Below are 16,791 nucleotides of genomic sequence, written 5' to 3'. Positions count from 1 at the left end.
GCTTTATGCGGGGAATCCAGTTTATCTATCAGACCTCTGGATCCCTCGGACAAGCCGAGGGACGTAGAAGTTAGGAGCAAGGCAGTATAGAAGAAGCAAATAGGAGTACTAACTTTTGCCTCTGAGTTTAGTTAGGGCAGAAAAGAACTCAGGTTTATTTAAACCGAGAGAGGCAAAGATTTGCGGTACCTTATCCCAGCTATTTTCCTGATTGATACTGGCAACAATCATCTCAAACCCTTTCTCACGATCGGGCTCAACACCCCAGCCATTGATATAAGCAAGTCCTTGCAAGCGTTTGGCTTGGATGTGATTCAGTTTCTGTGCAGCAATAAAATAGGCATGCGCTTCGTCATACAATTGAGTCATATGTTTTTCATTGATTGTGCTGGAAAAGATTTTATCTTTTTCCAATTGCTCTCTGAATTTAGCTTCCTCCAGGAGATCTTTCCCCAGCAGATACTGGGCTTCTGCATCATCAATTGCTGCGGCTGCGCGTTGGCACTCCCGAATCATCTGATCAGCAAATGGATACTTTTTCTTTCCTCTCAGGGATTTATAAATATCAATCAGTGTTTTATAAATTGCGCGCTCCTTAATCAGAGCCTCTTCGCTCGGCTGAGTACTTAAACGACTTTGCTGCAAAGCCTTTAATTTTTTATTGAGCGATTTGATTTTATAACGTTTAAAAAATGTCATGATTACCCCCAAATTCCTTGTATTTATGAGATATAACTCATATCGAAAACATTAACCAATCCACAAAAAGCACAAGCATTACTATTCCTATGATTAAAAGTAACAATTGCGATCCGAATGTCACGCTCTCAAGTCTGTTCTTACTCTGTTCTTCTTTCTCATCTGAAGGCTTGTCAAAGCCGTGAATTTTATTATCGATGGCATTGGAGGTACTATAAGAGATAAGCCCTGTAATCAATGCCGGAATTAAAAACATCAGAAAAACACTCCAACCCGCCGCTATTTCACTAATGCCGTACTTTTCAACTAACCATTGGCGAAAGGTAATCGCAAATTCTGGCACATCATAAACCCAGTTAAAAATAAGATAAGGAAACAGATAAAGGGCAAGGCAAATCAGTACCAGACACATGGCAAGACTAATCATACCCGTTATGAACAACTTATTGTTGTACTCAAATCGACTGGGTTCCATTGCATATCCTCTTAATCATATACAGTGCATAAAGTTGCATCCCTTTGTAAATCAACCAGTTTTTCTATTTGAGAAACTGTTATTCGATAGCGCGATAACGGCGGTAAATCATCTAAAGGGAAAAATTTAACATCACTGATTTCATGGCTCACAGAAAACTCCCCACCAACGATATTGCAATCAAATATACATTTATAAATATAGGGCCAATGTGGCGGATGATCATGTTTTGCTGTATCCCAGAGCGCAAGCAATCTGTTTACCTGACAGATTAGCCCTGTCTCCTCCAATACCTCTTTAGCCACACATTCCGAAGGCGATAGATTTACATCCGCCCATCCACCAGGCAAAGACCATTTATTATCCTGAGCCTCTCTGACTAATAATAATTGATCATCTTTACGAATAAAGGCCCTGACATCTATTTTAGGACAGGAATAACCAATTTCTGTAAGAAATTCTACAGAAAGATGCTCGGAATTTAAGTCGCAAAGAGGTGAAAACAATTCTGCGGCAATTCGCATTAATTGCTGGTAGCGCTCGAGATCAAAGGGATCTTTGCTGTATGCCAGTCCAATTTGAGCTATTGCCTGGATTTCAGTGGCAATTGCGTGTAAATCTCTTGTTTTCTCTTTTAATTCAGTCATTCAAATTGTTTCTATAACTTTATGATTAAATTCAACATAGCAGAAGAATGCACTCTTGCCAAGTTTGCCGAAACTGGATAAATTTTGTAATATAGTGTCAATCTGCTAAACCAAAAGGCAAAAGAATGAAACGGTATGTTTTTATGATTTCAGATGGCACCGGGATTACTGCTGAAACCTTAGGCAATAGCCTGATGACCCAGTTTGAAAATATCGTTTTTGAAAAGCAAACCATCCCTTATGTGGATACTCATGAAAAAGCCGAAAAAGTCGTTGAGCGTATAAACAACTGCTATAAAGAAACCGGCGTTAAACCCTTGCTGTTTATGACATTAGTCAATATGGAAATCGCTAAGACGATTCGACTGGCAGAGGCCTGTGTTTTTGATTTATTTAATACTTTTATCGGCCCGCTTGAGACTGAACTGCACTCAAAATCATCCTACACTGTAGGCCGTACTCATGGGGTTGCTAATTCCCAATCCTACAGTAATCGCATTGAGGCAGTCGATTATGCCCTGATGCATGATGATGGCATCAAAATCAGAGATTACGATAAAGCCGATATTATTCTTGTGGGTGTCTCACGCTCTGGCAAAACACCCAGCTGTCTTTATATGGCTTTGCATTTTGGTGTGTTGGCCGCCAATTATCCTTTTACTGAGGAAGACACACTCCATTATCATCTACCCGAGATATTACGGCCTTACAAGCGTAAATTATTTGGCTTAACTATTGATCCTGAACGTCTGCAGCACATAAGAACCGAACGCCGTCCAAATAGTCAGTATGCCTCAGCTGAACAATGCCGGCTTGAAATTGCAGAGGTTGAAGCAATGTATAAACACGAGAACATTCCCTATTTGAATTCGACCCGCTTTTCTATTGAAGAAATCGCTACCAAGATCCTCGCCGCGGCAAATATAAAGAGAAAGTTTTAGTTTGTCATCCCCGCGCATGCGGGGATCCATCTCTGAACTCGCTATAAAGCCAACCGAGGAATAGATTCCCGCCTTCGCGGGAATGACAAATTTCCGTACTTAGTTATTTAACCTGCCACATCGCCATAAATTGATCCACAGACATCGCAGCCAGTGAATTGGTATCATACATGGCAGAGGCTATTTTTTCAGTTTGTGGCGTTGAGAAGCGGGTTTTCAGATTACGCATAAATTTATCATTTAACACCGGGATCCCTTCAGCACGGCGTCTCTTATGTCCAATTGGATACTCAATGCTTATCAGTTCAGATTGGCTTCCATCTTTAAACACCAGTTGCATACTGTTGGCAATCGAACGCTTGTCCGGATCATGATAATCTTTGGAAAAAGATTCATTTTCAGTAACATGCATCAGTTCCCGCAGCTGGTCGATTCGTGGATCGGAAGCATAATCATCTTCATAATGCTCAGCTCTTAAATCACCATGCAATAAGGCAACAGCAGCCATGTACTGCAGGCAATGGTCTCTATCCGCCGGATTATGAAGCTTCCCCTGCTTACTGATGATACGAATAGCCGATTCGTGGGTAATCATCTTAATTTGATTAATCTCATCAAACCTTGCAATAACCTCCGGATGAAGTTTAACTGCGCATTCCACTGCAGTTTGTGCATGAAACTCCGCCGGAAAGGATAATTTAAAGAGGACATTTTCCATAACATAACTGCCATAGGATCTTTGGAAAGCGAATGGCTTGCCTTTGAAAAGCACATCATAGAAGCCCCATTTGGGTGCTGACAAGGCGCTTGGATAACCCATTTCACCCGCCTTGGCAATCAATGCCAGACGAACTGCACGGGAGGTAGCATCGCCGGCAGCCCAGGATTTTCGCGAACCGGCATTAGGCGCATGGCGATAGGTGCGAAGGCTTTGACCATCGACAAAAACCTGCGATAAGGATCGTAACAGCATATCGCGATCACCACCCAATAATTGGGCTGCCACCGCTGTACTGGCCACTTTGACCAGAAAAACATGATCCAGTCCGACACGATTAAAACTGTTTTCCAGTGCCAGACAACCCTGTATTTCATGCGCCTTGATCATAGCAGTCAAGACATCCTGCATATACAAAGGCGACCTGCCCTGCTTTAAATTGAGTCTGCTTATGTAGTCGGCAACTGCAAGAATTGCCCCTAAATTATCAGATGGATGTCCCCATTCTGCCGCAAGCCAGGTATCGTTAAAATCGAGCCAGCGAATCATCGCGCCAATATTAAAAGCCGCCTGAACCGGATCCAGTTCGTAGGAAGTTCCTGGCACTCTCGCCCCACCCTGCAGCTCAGCCCCCGGTACAACAGGCCCCAGGAGCTTGGTGCATTCTGAAAAATTAAGCGCCAGCATTCCACAGCCCAGAGTATCCATCAGGCACAGCCTGGCAGTCTCATAAGCCTCAGGGCTATTTATTTCATAGTTCAGAACATAGTCTGCAATATCCTGAATCACCGAGTCATAATCTGGTTTTACATTATCTTCAACATAGGAATGCATATTAACCTCGTTTTTCAATGGGCAGGTAAGATTTTGGCTCTGGTCCGGTATATTCTGAAGTAGGCCTGATCAGCTTGTTATCCGCTCGCTGTTCAAAGACATGGGCAGCCCATCCGGTGATACGGGACATCACAAAAATCGGTGTAAACAGAGGAGTTGGAATACCTGCATAGTGGTATGCCGAGGCACTGTAGAAGTCCAAATTGGGAAAGAGCTTCTTTTCTCTGCGCATCACAGCTTCAACCCGCTCAGAAATATGATATAACTGAGTGTCATTACGCACTTCTGCTAATTTCTTCGACCATTCCTTGATAATATCCGAACGCGGATCACTCACGGTATAGACCCGATGGCCGAATCCCATAATTTTTTCTTTATTAGCCAGCATTGACATCAGCCGTGATTCTGCCTCATCGGGGTTTTTAAACTGTTCCAGCATTTCCATCGCCGCTTCGTTGGCACCGCCATGCAAGGGTCCACGCAAAGTACCAATAGCTGAAGTAATTGCAGAATAAAAGTCAGATAATGTGGCAGCAGTAACTCTGGCAGCAAAAGTAGACGCGTTAAACTCATGCTCTGCATAGAGAATCAATGAAACATTCATCATATCTCGTTCGAGTTTTTCGGGCTTTCTGCCATGAAGCATTGCCAGAAAATGGCCACCGATGGAGGTTTCATCGGTTTCAAGACTAATTTCCTTACCTTCAAAATGATAGGCATGCCAATAACAAATCATTCCTGGAAATGAGGCTAGCAGGCGATCAGCAATATCATATTGCTGCTTGAAATCAGTTTCTGGCTCAATGTTTCCAAGAAACGAGCACGCTGTTCTCAATACATCCATCGGATGTGAATTCCTGGGAATCATTTTAAGGACTTGTTTTAATGGCTCAGGTAATTTACGCAAGCTCATCAATCTGTCTTTATAAGCATCCAGCTCTTTTTGAGTGGGTAAATGACCGTAGTGAAGAAGATAGGCCACTTCCTCAAAGCTGGCATAGAGGGCCAAGTCATCAATCGAATATCCACGGTAGTTTAAGCCCTTTCCAGCTTTCCCTACTGTACAAATTGCTGACTGCCCAGCAACAACTCCAGCTAATCCGGCTGTATTATTGACCATCCTCTTTCTCCCTCAGTTGATCCAAAATTTGTTCATAGCGGTGATATCCCAAAACATCATATAATTCTTCTCTCGTTTGCATTGAGTCAAGCAATGAAGACTGGGTTCCCTGATTCAGAATTGTTTCATACATTTGTAAAGCAGCTTTTGACATGACTCGAAAAGCACTCAGCGGGTAAAGAATAAGGCTGATACCTGCCTTCTTCAGCTCATCGCGCGTGAATAGAGGGGTCTTGCCAAACTCGGTGATATTTGCCAGAACGGGCACAGGCAAACTGTCTGTGAATTGCTTATATTCATCAAGCGAAGCCATTGCCTCTGGGAAAATCATATCAGCACCCAGTTCTACACAAAGCTGGGCACGCTCAATAGCAGCAGTCATGCCTTCTACCGAGTAAGCGTCCGTTCTTGCCATAATGACAAACTGTTCATCAGTACGCGCATCCACCGCGGCTTTTATCCGATCGCCCATTTCGCTCATACTGACTATTGCTTTATTGGGGCGATGGCCGCAACGCTTGGCAATAACCTGATCTTCTATATGAATGGCGGCAACCTTCGCATCTTCCATTGTCCTGATTGTCCTGGCAATGTTGAATGCATGCCCCCAACCGGTATCGACATCCACTAAAAGTGGAAGCTCGCTAACAGAGGTGATCCGTCGCGCATCTTCAGCAACTTCCTGCAAACTGGTCATACCCAAATCCGGTAAACCATGAGATGCGTTGGCGACACCTGCTCCAGATAAATAAATTGCCTGGCAACCTGCACGCTCTGCCAGCATAGCGCAATACGCATTAATTGTTCCCATCACCTGAAGTGGCGCCTGGGTTTTTACTAATAACCTAAATCGTTTCCCTGCAGATTCAGTCATAACATGATTCCATCCTGAGTGTGTTGGCATTTTTACATGATGGATGATGTATGGCAAGACGAAAAGACAGAAGTTTTAAAAAGCAATTTATGTGAAATAGCAAGAGCTTAAATGAATACAACACTATAGCGAGGCTTACGGGGAGCAATCCAAACTAAATCATTAATGCTTAGTCTGGATTGCGCACTAAATCTTTAACATTCGAAACAATTGCAGCTTATCGTTTATCGATTTGCTTCCACCAATTGGTTTTGGTTTGAGTAGCCCAATGGCCTTCACGCATGCGATTAACAAACTCTTCAGTTTTCTCAGGACTTGAAGATTTGCTATCCAGCTTGATGCACCAATCCCAATCGCCGGTGGTTGACCACATATTTTCTATGCCGTCCCATTTGGACATCATGTTCATCATGTCAGAAGATGATTTTTCAGTTTTTAAGAAAATAACACTGTTCCAATTGTTCATCATTTTAACTATCCTTAGTCAATTTATAAAAATCGTCTTTACCGACGACTTATTCAGCATAAACCATAATATTTAAACTTGCCACGGACATTCAGACGATGCCTTAAAAATTTTTTCTCCCCTTAAAGCAATCCTCACCCTAGCCCTCACTGCTATTAAGTTAAGGAATTATTGTAGGTTGGGCCCTTGGCCTAAATCACCAGCTGGCCTTTAAGAAACCACTTGCAGCTGCCAGTTATATAGACTCTGTCAGAGGACACCTCACACCAAAGCTCGCCTTTTCTTAAAGAACCCTGAACTGCTTTTAAAGTATTCTTTTGCAAGCGTTCAGCCCAAAATGGTGCCAGTACACAATGCGCTGATCCAGTTACCGGATCTTCAGTGATATTATGCTTGGGATAAAAACAGCGCGAATAAAAATCATGGTCTGCTGCAGCTGACGTAATAATTAAACCGCGTTTGAGTAATAAGCTTAAACTTCGATAATCTATTTGTGCCGAAGCGACCGCAGTTTCATCAGAAAGCAGAAACAGATAATCCAGTTCACTTTCATAAAACTCCACTACTTTCTGATCGAGCAGCGTCTCATATTGTTCCGGTGCGTGGATTTGAGAATACCCGAGTCTTGGGAAATCAAGCATGTAACGCTCTGATTTCTTTTTGACGCTTAACTGCCCGCCGATACTGGAAAAATGAATCACATCACCGCTGCACTTGCCCAGTTCAAACAGAACGAATCCAGCTGCCAGAGTGGCATGGCCGCAAAGACTGATTTCGCCTTTAGGAGTAAACCAGCGGATATGAAAGCCATTACTCGTTTCAATGACAAATGCAGTCTCGGACAGATTGTTCTCTACCGCGATTGCCTGCATCAACTCATCATTTAACCAATCGCTTAGGAGACAGACAGCTGCTGGATTACCATGAAAAATCTTGTCAGTGAACGCATCTATTTGAAAAATTTCAATACTTAACACAACAAACCCCTCATGGCAGTCGGTCTTAACAAATGCTGCCAAGATTAACTATCTCTGCAATCAGAATCAAGGAAAAGTTATTTGAACGCAGAATCTATTTTTTGTGCATAATTACTATTTTTTCCCAAACACAATACGTTTGATTAAAAAACGACCCGCTGATAGTGCTCGGATAGTGTCTCTGGGCAGAAACCCAGGTTCATTATTTATAAGCCCGGCAAGCCATTCCGCACAGACAGGCACGCTGGTCAGGCCGCGCGAACCAAAACCTGAACAGACATACAATCCAGGGAGATAACTCCCACTCGCCGCAATCCAGCGTTTAGAGTCATCGGCCAATCCTGCAAAGCGCTTCAAAAAAGTATGCGCATCTGGCACAGGTCCTGCCACTGGAAGATAATCAGGGGCTGCAGCTCGAACACCTGCCCATTGTTCACGCACTTCTTTTTGCCAGTATATATTACCAGCCAGAGAGGCTAGCCTGTTTAAATTCAGCTGACTCCCCTGGTCATCCACTTGATCATGCGTAAAATTTAATTCAAATGTGGCACCCACAGCATGAAGGCCATTTCGCGCAGGAAGCACATGTCCATCGCCGCATAGCGGCCGGGTTAAAGCACGACTTTCAAATGATTCATCAATCCAGGTCATCTGCCCTTTGATTCGTTTCAATGGCAGCCAGCTGGTTTGCTCAAACTGACTTGCCTGATATCCATTTGCAATAACCAGGACTTCCGCTCTCTGGCTATTAACCAGCCAATATCCATTCTCGTAGTGAATTTGAGAAATGGATGTCTCAGTCTGAGTATTAATTCCTGGATGCTCAAGTAAAAAACGACATAACTCAGGCAGATCGATCCATCCGGTCTCAGGTATAAACAAACCTCCATTTTCCAAAACAATACCAGCCTTTTGAGAGGCCTCTTCTGCATCGATTGGAACAGCCATTTCAGGATATAGTTCGAGCCATTTTTTTAAACTGGACTGTAATTTACGTTCCTTATCGCTATAAGCGAGTTGAATAATACCCTTTAAATCAGCAAACTTTTCAATAGCTGGTAATTGCTTATAAAAACGCAGCGCATAGAGATAGGCCATCAGCATGAAATCGGTCAGAGGAGATTTAAAAGCAGATAGCTGAGGATATAATATCGCCTGCGAGTTTCCTGAGGCGCCTTGAGCTGGATTGGCTGCCCGTTCAAGCACTGTGACTTTCCATCCCCGCCGGGCAAGCGCATTGGCAGTCATTGCTCCTGCAAGACCTGCCCCTATAATAGCTGCTTTGCGGGTTGTTATTTCTTTTTTTGTTGAAAAATGCCAGGGGGTACTTCGTCTGCCGCCATTATACCGTGCGGTGAGAAGTTCCCCGCTTAGCATATCAGTCTTCGCATCCAGTTTATTTAGTTTATTGATTATAAAACCACAGGTTAATAAATTGTCTTTAACCCTGTTTCCCGTAGACCGTGTCGCGAAGGTGCAGGCCGGCCTGGACAGCAAGGCAATCACCTTAAAGAGATCTTCACTCCACATGGATTCATTTTTTTCAGGATCAAAGCCATCAAAGTACCAGGCATCAAATCCTGCACATTTTAGCTGGGTATCCAGTTTTAAATCACCTGAGACTGATAGCTGCTTAAAACAGGAGTCTGCCTCGCCCAGCATTAGAATTAATTTGACTTTTCCTTCGGAAAGAGAAAGATAATGAAATCCTGGCGTCAATAAAGGATACTGGCTAATCAGCTCGGCCGACAAGCATTCAAACTCAGGCCATTGAGCAAGACATTTTTTCAAATCAGCAATAGATAATGGATGCTTTTCACAACTGTAATAATATAATATTGCCTCTTCAGGCGCATGTTGAAGCCAGTAATGCCAGGTTATAAGAAAGTTTAAGGCAGTTCCGAATCCTGTTTCTCCAATACAAAATTGCTTGCGTGCAAGAGGCTGTGATTTTAGCCAGCGATTGATTAAATCATTACCTTCTATGAAAACACCTCTCGCCTCCGACAAAGCATTTTCTCTGGAAAAATAGAAGTCTTGGTACAAAAGTGAATAAGGGGTGTTTTCTTGCCAGACAATTTGGGCAGTTTCTATAGGAATAAAGGGATTACTCACATGAAGAGCTCTTCAAAAAATACAACTGACAACAGTGTATCCCGATTAGCTCTTCATGAACAGGCAGTGATCCTTGAATTCTTATCCAATTGCAGCTAATGTGCTGACATTTGTTTTTGAACTAAGCGTGGATTGATACATCCACCGCTTCAATAAGGGAGTCAATGTAAATAACAAACAACCGGCAGCGATAGCCGTTATACCCAGAATAAGGAACACGCGGCCATATCCTGGGTTCGTAATAAGCGGTTCAACGCTATTCATCCCGGCAGTCATCCAGTTAGAGCTATAGCTCGAAAGCGTTGCCCCCACACCTGTGGTCAGCATCCACATTCCCATCATTACCCCCTGCAAGGAGGCCGGAGCCAGGCTCCCCACCATTGCATAGCCTATGGGTGAAATTAATAATTCGCCTGCGCTCTGTAAAATAAAGCTGCTAACAACCCAAAATGGTGAAGTCAGTCCCCTGGCATCTGCATGACTGATCCCTATAGGTAATATTGCAAAGGCAACGCCAATAAATACCAGGGCAATCGCGAATTGTGTAGGGATATTTACACCAATATTACGGGCTCTCAATTTATTTAGTATCACGCTTAATAGTGGGCCGCCGATAACGATACAAATTGTATTAATGTTCTGGAACCACTGCGGTGGAATGGTAACAAATAGCCAGTGACGCTGGACATTATGGTCAATAAAATGGGTAAGACCCATCGGTCCTATCTGATACAAGGTCCAGAATACAATGCTTACCGCCATCAACGTAATAAAGGCATAAATCTTGTCTCGAGCCACAGGGGTGTCCTGTGATCTTGCAATATACAATATCACCAGCAGCATTATTCCACCGGTTGTCAGAACCAGCTTGTTAGCAAACGCGGCGAAATGAAGCAAAGGCTGCAGTAGAAGGAATAGCAGGAATACCATTATGGCGCCTAAAAAAAGAAATTTTTTCTGCTTTTGTCTTGGCAGCCTGGCATAAACCGTATCCTTATCAGCCAGAGATGGCCAATTATAAAGACAAATAACCAGCGCTATTAAATTTCCCAGGCTGCTTAATAAAAATAATCGTTCATATCCCTGAGATAACTGGAAATACCCGCTTAAACTAAATCCCACGAAAAAACCAATATTCATGCCGGCATAATTATATAAAAAGGCTGTTTCTCTGCGAGTATCTTCAGGAGAAAACAATTGCGTCAGTATGCAGTTGATACAAGTGACGTTCAAACCACAACCTGTCAAAAATGCGGCAAGTCCATAATAAAGGTAAGTCAGACTTTCCGTTGAAAGCAAAATACAGCCAATAACCTGAGCAAGCATGCCAATGCTAAACAGCATTCGGTTGGAAAGATAGCGGCCACCCCAGCAACCACCCAGCAGATGGAGAGCAAAATTAAATGCGACAAATACGCCCATTATGCTGTTGGCGTTCTGTGCAGAGAGATTTAACGGGCCTGTCATATAAAGAACAAGAGTTGAATAGAGAACGCTAAAGCTTAAAGTCGAAAAAATCTGAATACAAAACAGAGCAAATACACCTTGCGGCCAATTAGTTGAGGCTGATTGGATTCTATCTTCTGTCGACACAATACGTCCTTCTGTTAGATTGCCTGTTTTGACTATGCCATGCAATTATTAAGCTGTCTATGCCTTTACCCCACCCTTTTAATGAGTGACCAAATAAAAAACTGTATTAAAGTTCTTAACTTGGATATCCGGATAGTCTAAAATCAACTAAGACTGACCCAGAGAGAATCAATATGCACAAAAAAATATATCTATCAGGTATAGAGAAACGAGCGGGCAAATCATTTATCTCCCTGGGTATCGTTTCGACCTTATTAGCAGAGCATATTGCGTTTCGCTGCTTCAAGCTTTTCAGCGAAAAAGACGACGCCCAGAAGTGCTTATTAGAAAAAACCACCGGCACTGTGGTTCCTGCAATTATGGACGTAAACCAGGCTATATCCATGATGCGAACCCAGCCTGATGATCTGTTCGGGATGGTCCTTGAAAAAACGCAGCTCGATAACACCTCGTCTCTCGATTATTTTGAAGGTACTGATTTTGAAAGCGACAATGATGTGTATGAATTTCAGTTTAACATTAACATGGCTTACCAGTTAAACTGCTCATTATTTCTGGTCGTTTCCTCAAAAGACAGAACACTGGAACATACTCTGGCAGTACTCAATACGGCAATTGAAATGTGCAGGCGCTCCCATGTGGCTGTTGCCGGGATCATTATCAGCCGTGTGCAGGATGAAACAGAGGCGGAATTATTATTTAAAAAACAGTTTGCATCTATCCCGTTTCTTGTAATTATCCCCGAATTTGAGCAGTTATCCAGCCCTTCGGTCAAAGCGATAGCAGAGTTATTGGAGGCTGAAGTACTTTGCGGTAAAGAGGAACTGGACAGACCAGTTCGGCAATTTACCATCGCAGCAAAAACTATTGGGAACTTTCTCGAGTCACGTCTGGACCGAGGCGGCATGCTGATTATTACCCCGGATGATCGAATCGATATTCTGCTGGGTTCATTACTGGCCGAACAATCCGCCAACTATCCCAAAATCGCTGGAATTGTTCTGACCGGCGGGGAAAAACCAGGTATTATTATCCGGAATATCATTACGGGTCTTGAGCATTGCTTCCCTGTGTTATTAGTTGAACACAAAACCTATGAAACGGCCACGCGATTATTTTCAGCGAAATTCAGCCTGAGTAGCCATGATGAGGAACGAGTTAAAACAGCAATGCAGGCCCTGGTGCCTTATCTGTCACAGCCTTTGTTGAGTGTATTAAGCAGCAAAACGTATATCCGCTCAATGAGTCCGGCTATGTTTCTCTATGAATTAATCCGCAAAGCCAGAGAAAAAAAATGCCACATCGTTCTTCCTGAAGGCGAAGACAGCAGAATCCTCATTGCTGCGGATTATCTACTCAAACGCAATGTAGTCAGAATTACGCTCATTGGTGATCCGCAAAAAATCAAAATGCATTCCAAACGCCTGGAACTGGAACTTCCCAATGTCCGTATTATTGACATTGACAAGTCCACTGACAAGGTAATTTTTGCTAATGAGTATTTCAAACTAAGGCAGCATAAAAATATCAATTTCCCCATTGCGCTTGAGCGTATGACAGATGTGAATTATTTTGCCGCAATGATGGTTTACAGTGGTGAAGCCGATGGGATGGTATCGGGTGCTGCTCACACTACGGCAGATACCGTACGTCCTGCTCTGGAAATTATTAAAACAAAACCTGGAATTTCCAAGGTATCTTCTGTGTTCATCATGTGTATGCCTACCCGAGTGCTGATTTATGGCGATTGCGCTATTAATCCAGAACCAGACAGTGAAACGCTCGCAGAAATAGCTGAACAGGCAGTAGATATGGCAAGAAGGCTGGGAATAAGTCCCAAAGTGGCATTGTTGTCCTATTCTTCAGGAGAATCCGGAAAAGGCCAAAGTGTAGCGAAAGTAGCAGGCGCCATGGAAATTTTACGTCAGAAACATCCTAAGTTAGCGGCTGAGGGTCCCTTGCAATATGATGCAGCGGTTGACGCAGAAGTCGCTGCGAAGAAAATGCCTGATTCCAAAGTGGCCGGCAAAGCCAATGTGTTAATTTTTCCAGATTTGAACACAGGGAATAACACTTATAAGGCAGTACAGAGGGAAAGTGGTGCATTGGCTATTGGCCCTGTATTACTGGGGTTAAATAAACCTATAAATGATTTAAGCAGAGGTTGCACACCCCAGGATGTAATCAATACGATTCTGGTTACGGCACTTCAGGTCAACCGGGAAAAATTATGAATATTCTTTCAATTAATGCGGGCAGCTCTTCTATTAAATACAAGGCCTATACGTTTTCCAGCAAAGGTCACAAGCTTTTGCTAAGCGGTCTGATTGAAGGAATTGGCGAGTCGAGTGCCAGCTGGCATCACCACTTTAAAACCAGCTCCGTTTCCCAGGAGCAATTAGCCAATCATGCCGAGGCGTTTTCACTATTGTCTACCCGTTTGAAATCAGATCTCGCCCATCATCCACTGACACGTATTGGTCATCGGGTTGTACATGGAGGTACTGACTTGTTTGAACCTACTATCATTACTCCGGAAACGCTCCAGCAAATTAAAGAATTAAGTTTTCTTGCGCCGATACATAATCCCGTTAATGTCATTGGGATTGAGCTGGCGCAGCAGAATTTTCCGGAAGCAGTGCATGTCGCTGTTTTTGATACAGGGTTTCATCATCAGATGCCTGATCATGTCTACAATTACCCAATTGACATGGAAGTCAGTAAGCAATTTAAAATCAGGCGTTACGGTTTTCATGGCATTAATCATGAATATGTTGCCAGACGCGCCGCTCAGTTCCTCGATAAGCCTTTGAACGCCTGTAATTTCATCAGCCTGCATCTGGGAAATGGAGCCAGTGCATGCCTGATTAAACGAGGAATGTCCGCAGATACTACAATGGGATTAACACCACTGGCAGGCCTGGTTATGGGAACACGTTGCGGCGATATTGACCCGGCAATTCCACTCTATTTGATAGATAAAGGCCTAAGCCCCAAAGAGGTAGATCATCTGTTAAACAAAAAAAGCGGACTTTATGGTATTGGCGGCGATAATGACATGCGCAATTTATCCTCTCGATTCACAAAAGGCGATCCGAAGGCAAAGCTGGCCATTTATATGTATGTTTATACCATTCAAAAAGTAATAGGCTCTTATCTCAGCCAAATAGAGCAACTCGACGCGCTTATTTTTACTGGCGGGGTTGGTGAAAATGCCGTTCAAATCCGTAAAATGATTTTAAGTCCGCTTAAGCATTTTAATTTTTTTATCGATGAGGAAAAAAACTCCGAGAAGATCGACAACTGCAATAATATTTCGGATGTAGGTCATAATATTCTGGTAATACGGGGCGATGAAGAAGCAATGATTGCAGAGAAAGTGTTTGGGTTTAAATAATCAGTTTTCGAGGAACCTTCCTTAAAAGTCCTCTCTCCCTACGGTGGAGAGAGTTAGAGACACACTTGCCATTAAGTTAAGGAAATTTTGTCTTTCCCGCGAAGGCGGGAATCCTTTCTCCAGTTAACATCATAGCTTGCTTAGAGATGGATCCCCGCCTTCGCGGGGAGGACAGTTCATATACAACTGAGCTTAACTCAATGGTAGTGAGATTTAGAGAGAGGGATTAAAATCCTCTGCGGGAAAAACAAATCTCAAGACAAAATAAAATCAGGCCCCAACTTTAAAACACTCTTCCAACACCTCTGCCGCTGCCTCCTGCGTCATCTGAATTTCTTCTTTCTGATGTGCGGAGGATACGAACCCCGCTTCGTAGAGAGACGGCGCAAAGTAAATGCCCTTGTTAAGCATGCCATGATAAAAGCGTTTAAATAGTGCTTCATCAGATGCCGCAATGTCTTCATAGCCAAAGACCTGCGATGCTTCGCTAAAGCAGAAACCGAACATTCCGCCCAGTGATGCTGAGCAAAATGGTACATTTAATGAGTCTGCCACTTCGGCCAGGGCCTGAACCAGGTTTTGTGTTGTTTGCCCGAGATTTTCAAAAAAACCAGGCTTTTCTATTTCAGTTAATGTGGCTAATCCCGCGGCCATTGCCAAAGGGTTGCCAGATAAAGTTCCCGCCTGATAAACCTTTCCTTCTGGCGCAAGATGGCTCATAATCTCGGCCTTGCCGCCTACAGCACCTACTGGCATGCCGCCGCCAATCACTTTACCTAATGTCGTAATATCCGGTTTAATGCTGAAAACGGTCTGAGCGCCCCCCAATGCCACACGAAAACCAGTCATCACTTCATCAAAAATCAGAAGCGAATTGTAATGATCGCAAAGTTCGCGCAAGCCTTTTAAAAATTCAGGTCGAGGTAAAACAAATCCCATATTGCCGGCCACCGGCTCAAGAATTACCGCTGCAATATCATCGGCATAAGCTTCAAATAACTTCGCGGTAGACGCCAGATCATTAAAATCGACGGTTAGTGTGTGCTCGGTAATACTGGCCGGAATGCCTGGTGTTGAAGGGATGCCCAAAGTTAAAAGACCTGAACCGGCTTTGACAAGTAAACTATCACTGTGACCATGATAGCATCCATTAAATTTAATGATTTTATTTTTTCCGGTAAATCCTCTGGCCAGGCGAATCGCAGTCATTGTAGCCTCAGTGCCGGAATTAACCATACGTATTTTTTCAACACAGGGCATTAACTGGATTATTTTTTCGGCAAGGCGAATTTCCAGCTCGGTAGGCGCACCAAAACTCATTCCATTATGAAGAGCAGTAGAAACCGCTTCGATTACCTTTGGATGACAATGCCCAAGAATCAATGGCCCCCACGATCCCACATAATCGATATAATGCCGATTGTCTGCATCGATGAGATAAGCTCCCTTCCCCTGTTTAAAGAATATGGGCTCACCGCCGACTCCTCTAAATGCACGAACAGGAGAATTAACTCCGCCGGGGATAATGGCCTGAGCTTCATTAAAAAGTTGTAGAGACTGACTCACGACGACTCCTTTGCCTAAGAAAGCGGTCATTCTACCTTTTTTTAACCATTTGATCAAAAATAACCACTTTCTATACTTAACTGTAATTTACTTTACAAGACAAAATACAATCGTTAAATTACAGCTTTTTTAAGGTAGAGACTTTCATTTATGCAGGATTTCAAAAAATACATTTGTGTGATTTGTGGTTTTATTTACGATGAACAGGAAGGCTGGCCCGAAGATGGCATTGAGCCAGGGACTCGCTGGGAAGACGTTCCCGAGAATTGGTTTTGTCCGGATTGCGGAGCAGGAAAAGAAGATTTTGAAATGGTTGAAATAGAGGAATAATCTGGTTTCAGCACCTTCCTCAAATTATTGCTATTCTTG

The 16,791-nt window shown here is 43.3% G+C and carries 15 protein-coding genes; 4 read left to right on the top strand and 11 right to left on the bottom strand.

Annotated features, from left to right (window positions below):
• Positions 1-108: 108 nt before the first annotated feature.
• The 3 genes from E1O89_RS09960 to E1O89_RS09950 are packed head-to-tail and all read right to left on the bottom strand — an operon-like array spanning position 109 to position 1,821.
• Positions 109-699, bottom strand: coding sequence for a hypothetical protein (locus tag E1O89_RS09960; RefSeq protein WP_133140035.1), 591 nt, complete (start codon positions 697-699; stop codon positions 109-111).
• A 37-nt stretch (positions 700-736) separates the two neighbouring features.
• Positions 737-1,174, bottom strand: a complete 438-nt coding sequence (locus E1O89_RS09955) for a hypothetical protein (RefSeq protein WP_133140034.1) — start codon at positions 1,172-1,174, stop codon at positions 737-739.
• Positions 1,175-1,185: 11 nt separating this feature from the next.
• Positions 1,186-1,821 (bottom strand): NUDIX hydrolase, encoded by a 636-nt coding sequence (locus tag E1O89_RS09950; protein ID WP_133140033.1) that lies wholly within the window; start codon positions 1,819-1,821, stop codon positions 1,186-1,188.
• A 125-nt stretch (positions 1,822-1,946) separates the two neighbouring features.
• Here E1O89_RS09950 and E1O89_RS09945 point away from each other — a divergent pair, with 125 nt between their 5' ends.
• Positions 1,947-2,762 carry a pyruvate, water dikinase regulatory protein gene (locus tag E1O89_RS09945; RefSeq protein ID WP_133140032.1) on the top strand — a complete coding sequence of 272 codons (816 nt, stop codon included), beginning with the start codon at positions 1,947-1,949 and terminating at the stop codon, positions 2,760-2,762.
• A 103-nt stretch (positions 2,763-2,865) separates the two neighbouring features.
• On the opposite strand, the gene E1O89_RS09940 is transcribed toward E1O89_RS09945, so the two are convergent.
• The 7 genes from E1O89_RS09940 to E1O89_RS09910 all read right to left on the bottom strand — a co-directional run bounded on the left by E1O89_RS09940 (position 2,866) and on the right by E1O89_RS09910 (position 11,459).
• The gene (locus tag E1O89_RS09940; protein ID WP_133140031.1) at positions 2,866-4,314 is read right to left on the bottom strand and encodes a bifunctional 2-methylcitrate dehydratase/aconitate hydratase; all 1,449 of its coding nucleotides are present in this window, start codon (positions 4,312-4,314) and stop codon (positions 2,866-2,868) included.
• Position 4,315: 1 nt separating this feature from the next.
• Positions 4,316-5,434, bottom strand: a complete 1,119-nt coding sequence (gene prpC / locus E1O89_RS09935; RefSeq protein WP_112218401.1) for a 2-methylcitrate synthase — start codon at positions 5,432-5,434, stop codon at positions 4,316-4,318.
• Complete coding sequence (prpB, locus tag E1O89_RS09930) at positions 5,424-6,308, bottom strand: methylisocitrate lyase (protein WP_133140030.1); 885 nt, start codon at positions 6,306-6,308, stop codon at positions 5,424-5,426. The genes prpC and prpB overlap by 11 nt, the downstream gene beginning before the upstream one ends.
• A gap of 217 nt (positions 6,309-6,525) precedes the next feature.
• The gene (locus E1O89_RS09925; RefSeq protein ID WP_058508394.1) at positions 6,526-6,774 is read right to left on the bottom strand and encodes a hypothetical protein; all 249 of its coding nucleotides are present in this window, start codon (positions 6,772-6,774) and stop codon (positions 6,526-6,528) included.
• Between the two features lie 191 nt (positions 6,775-6,965).
• The gene (locus E1O89_RS09920) at positions 6,966-7,751 is read right to left on the bottom strand and encodes a PhzF family phenazine biosynthesis protein (protein WP_133140029.1); all 786 of its coding nucleotides are present in this window, start codon (positions 7,749-7,751) and stop codon (positions 6,966-6,968) included.
• A 114-nt stretch (positions 7,752-7,865) separates the two neighbouring features.
• Complete coding sequence (gene mnmC / locus E1O89_RS09915; RefSeq protein WP_133140028.1) at positions 7,866-9,866, bottom strand: bifunctional tRNA (5-methylaminomethyl-2-thiouridine)(34)-methyltransferase MnmD/FAD-dependent 5-carboxymethylaminomethyl-2-thiouridine(34) oxidoreductase MnmC; 2,001 nt, start codon at positions 9,864-9,866, stop codon at positions 7,866-7,868.
• Between the two features lie 81 nt (positions 9,867-9,947).
• Positions 9,948-11,459: a peptide MFS transporter gene (locus E1O89_RS09910; protein WP_133140027.1), complete on the bottom strand. Its 1,512-nt coding sequence runs from the start codon at positions 11,457-11,459 to the stop codon at positions 9,948-9,950.
• A 173-nt stretch (positions 11,460-11,632) separates the two neighbouring features.
• On the opposite strand from E1O89_RS09910, the gene pta reads away from it, so the two are divergent.
• Both pta and E1O89_RS09900 read left to right on the top strand, forming a co-directional pair.
• On the top strand, positions 11,633-13,693 hold the full coding sequence (pta, locus tag E1O89_RS09905) for a phosphate acetyltransferase (protein WP_133140026.1): 2,061 nt from the start codon (positions 11,633-11,635) through the stop codon (positions 13,691-13,693).
• Positions 13,690-14,856: an acetate/propionate family kinase gene (locus E1O89_RS09900; protein WP_133140025.1), complete on the top strand. Its 1,167-nt coding sequence runs from the start codon at positions 13,690-13,692 to the stop codon at positions 14,854-14,856. Before pta ends, E1O89_RS09900 begins: the two co-directional genes overlap by 4 nt.
• A gap of 270 nt (positions 14,857-15,126) precedes the next feature.
• On the opposite strand, the gene hemL is transcribed toward E1O89_RS09900, so the two are convergent.
• Positions 15,127-16,422: a glutamate-1-semialdehyde 2,1-aminomutase gene (gene hemL / locus E1O89_RS09895; protein ID WP_165483121.1), complete on the bottom strand. Its 1,296-nt coding sequence runs from the start codon at positions 16,420-16,422 to the stop codon at positions 15,127-15,129.
• Between the two features lie 150 nt (positions 16,423-16,572).
• Here hemL and E1O89_RS09890 point away from each other — a divergent pair, with 150 nt between their 5' ends.
• Positions 16,573-16,752 (top strand): rubredoxin, encoded by a 180-nt coding sequence (locus tag E1O89_RS09890; protein WP_058508349.1) that lies wholly within the window; start codon positions 16,573-16,575, stop codon positions 16,750-16,752.
• Positions 16,753-16,791: the final 39 nt, after the last annotated feature.

Source organism: Legionella genomosp. 1 (genome assembly GCF_900640215.1).
Lineage (GTDB): Bacteria > Pseudomonadota > Gammaproteobacteria > Legionellales > Legionellaceae > Legionella_C > Legionella_C quinlivanii_A.
This window is presented reverse-complemented; position numbering and strand designations above follow the sequence as displayed.

What these genes read in the sequence shown, in the direction of transcription:
- E1O89_RS09960 (WP_133140035.1), bottom strand. Translation starts at nt 699, where the DNA reads ATGACATTTTTTAAACGTTATAAAATCAAATCGCTCAATAAAAAATTA.
- E1O89_RS09955 (WP_133140034.1), bottom strand. Translation starts at nt 1,174, where the DNA reads ATGGAACCCAGTCGATTTGAGTACAACAATAAGTTGTTCATAACGGGT.
- E1O89_RS09950 (WP_133140033.1), bottom strand. Translation starts at nt 1,821, where the DNA reads ATGACTGAATTAAAAGAGAAAACAAGAGATTTACACGCAATTGCCACT.
- E1O89_RS09945 (WP_133140032.1), top strand. Translation starts at nt 1,947, where the DNA reads ATGAAACGGTATGTTTTTATGATTTCAGATGGCACCGGGATTACTGCT.
- E1O89_RS09940 (WP_133140031.1), bottom strand. Translation starts at nt 4,314, where the DNA reads ATGCATTCCTATGTTGAAGATAATGTAAAACCAGATTATGACTCGGTG.
- prpC (WP_112218401.1), bottom strand. Translation starts at nt 5,434, where the DNA reads ATGGTCAATAATACAGCCGGATTAGCTGGAGTTGTTGCTGGGCAGTCA.
- prpB (WP_133140030.1), bottom strand. Translation starts at nt 6,308, where the DNA reads ATGACTGAATCTGCAGGGAAACGATTTAGGTTATTAGTAAAAACCCAG.
- E1O89_RS09925 (WP_058508394.1), bottom strand. Translation starts at nt 6,774, where the DNA reads ATGAACAATTGGAACAGTGTTATTTTCTTAAAAACTGAAAAATCATCT.
- pta (WP_133140026.1), top strand. Translation starts at nt 11,633, where the DNA reads ATGCACAAAAAAATATATCTATCAGGTATAGAGAAACGAGCGGGCAAA.
- E1O89_RS09900 (WP_133140025.1), top strand. Translation starts at nt 13,690, where the DNA reads ATGAATATTCTTTCAATTAATGCGGGCAGCTCTTCTATTAAATACAAG.
- E1O89_RS09890 (WP_058508349.1), top strand. Translation starts at nt 16,573, where the DNA reads ATGCAGGATTTCAAAAAATACATTTGTGTGATTTGTGGTTTTATTTAC.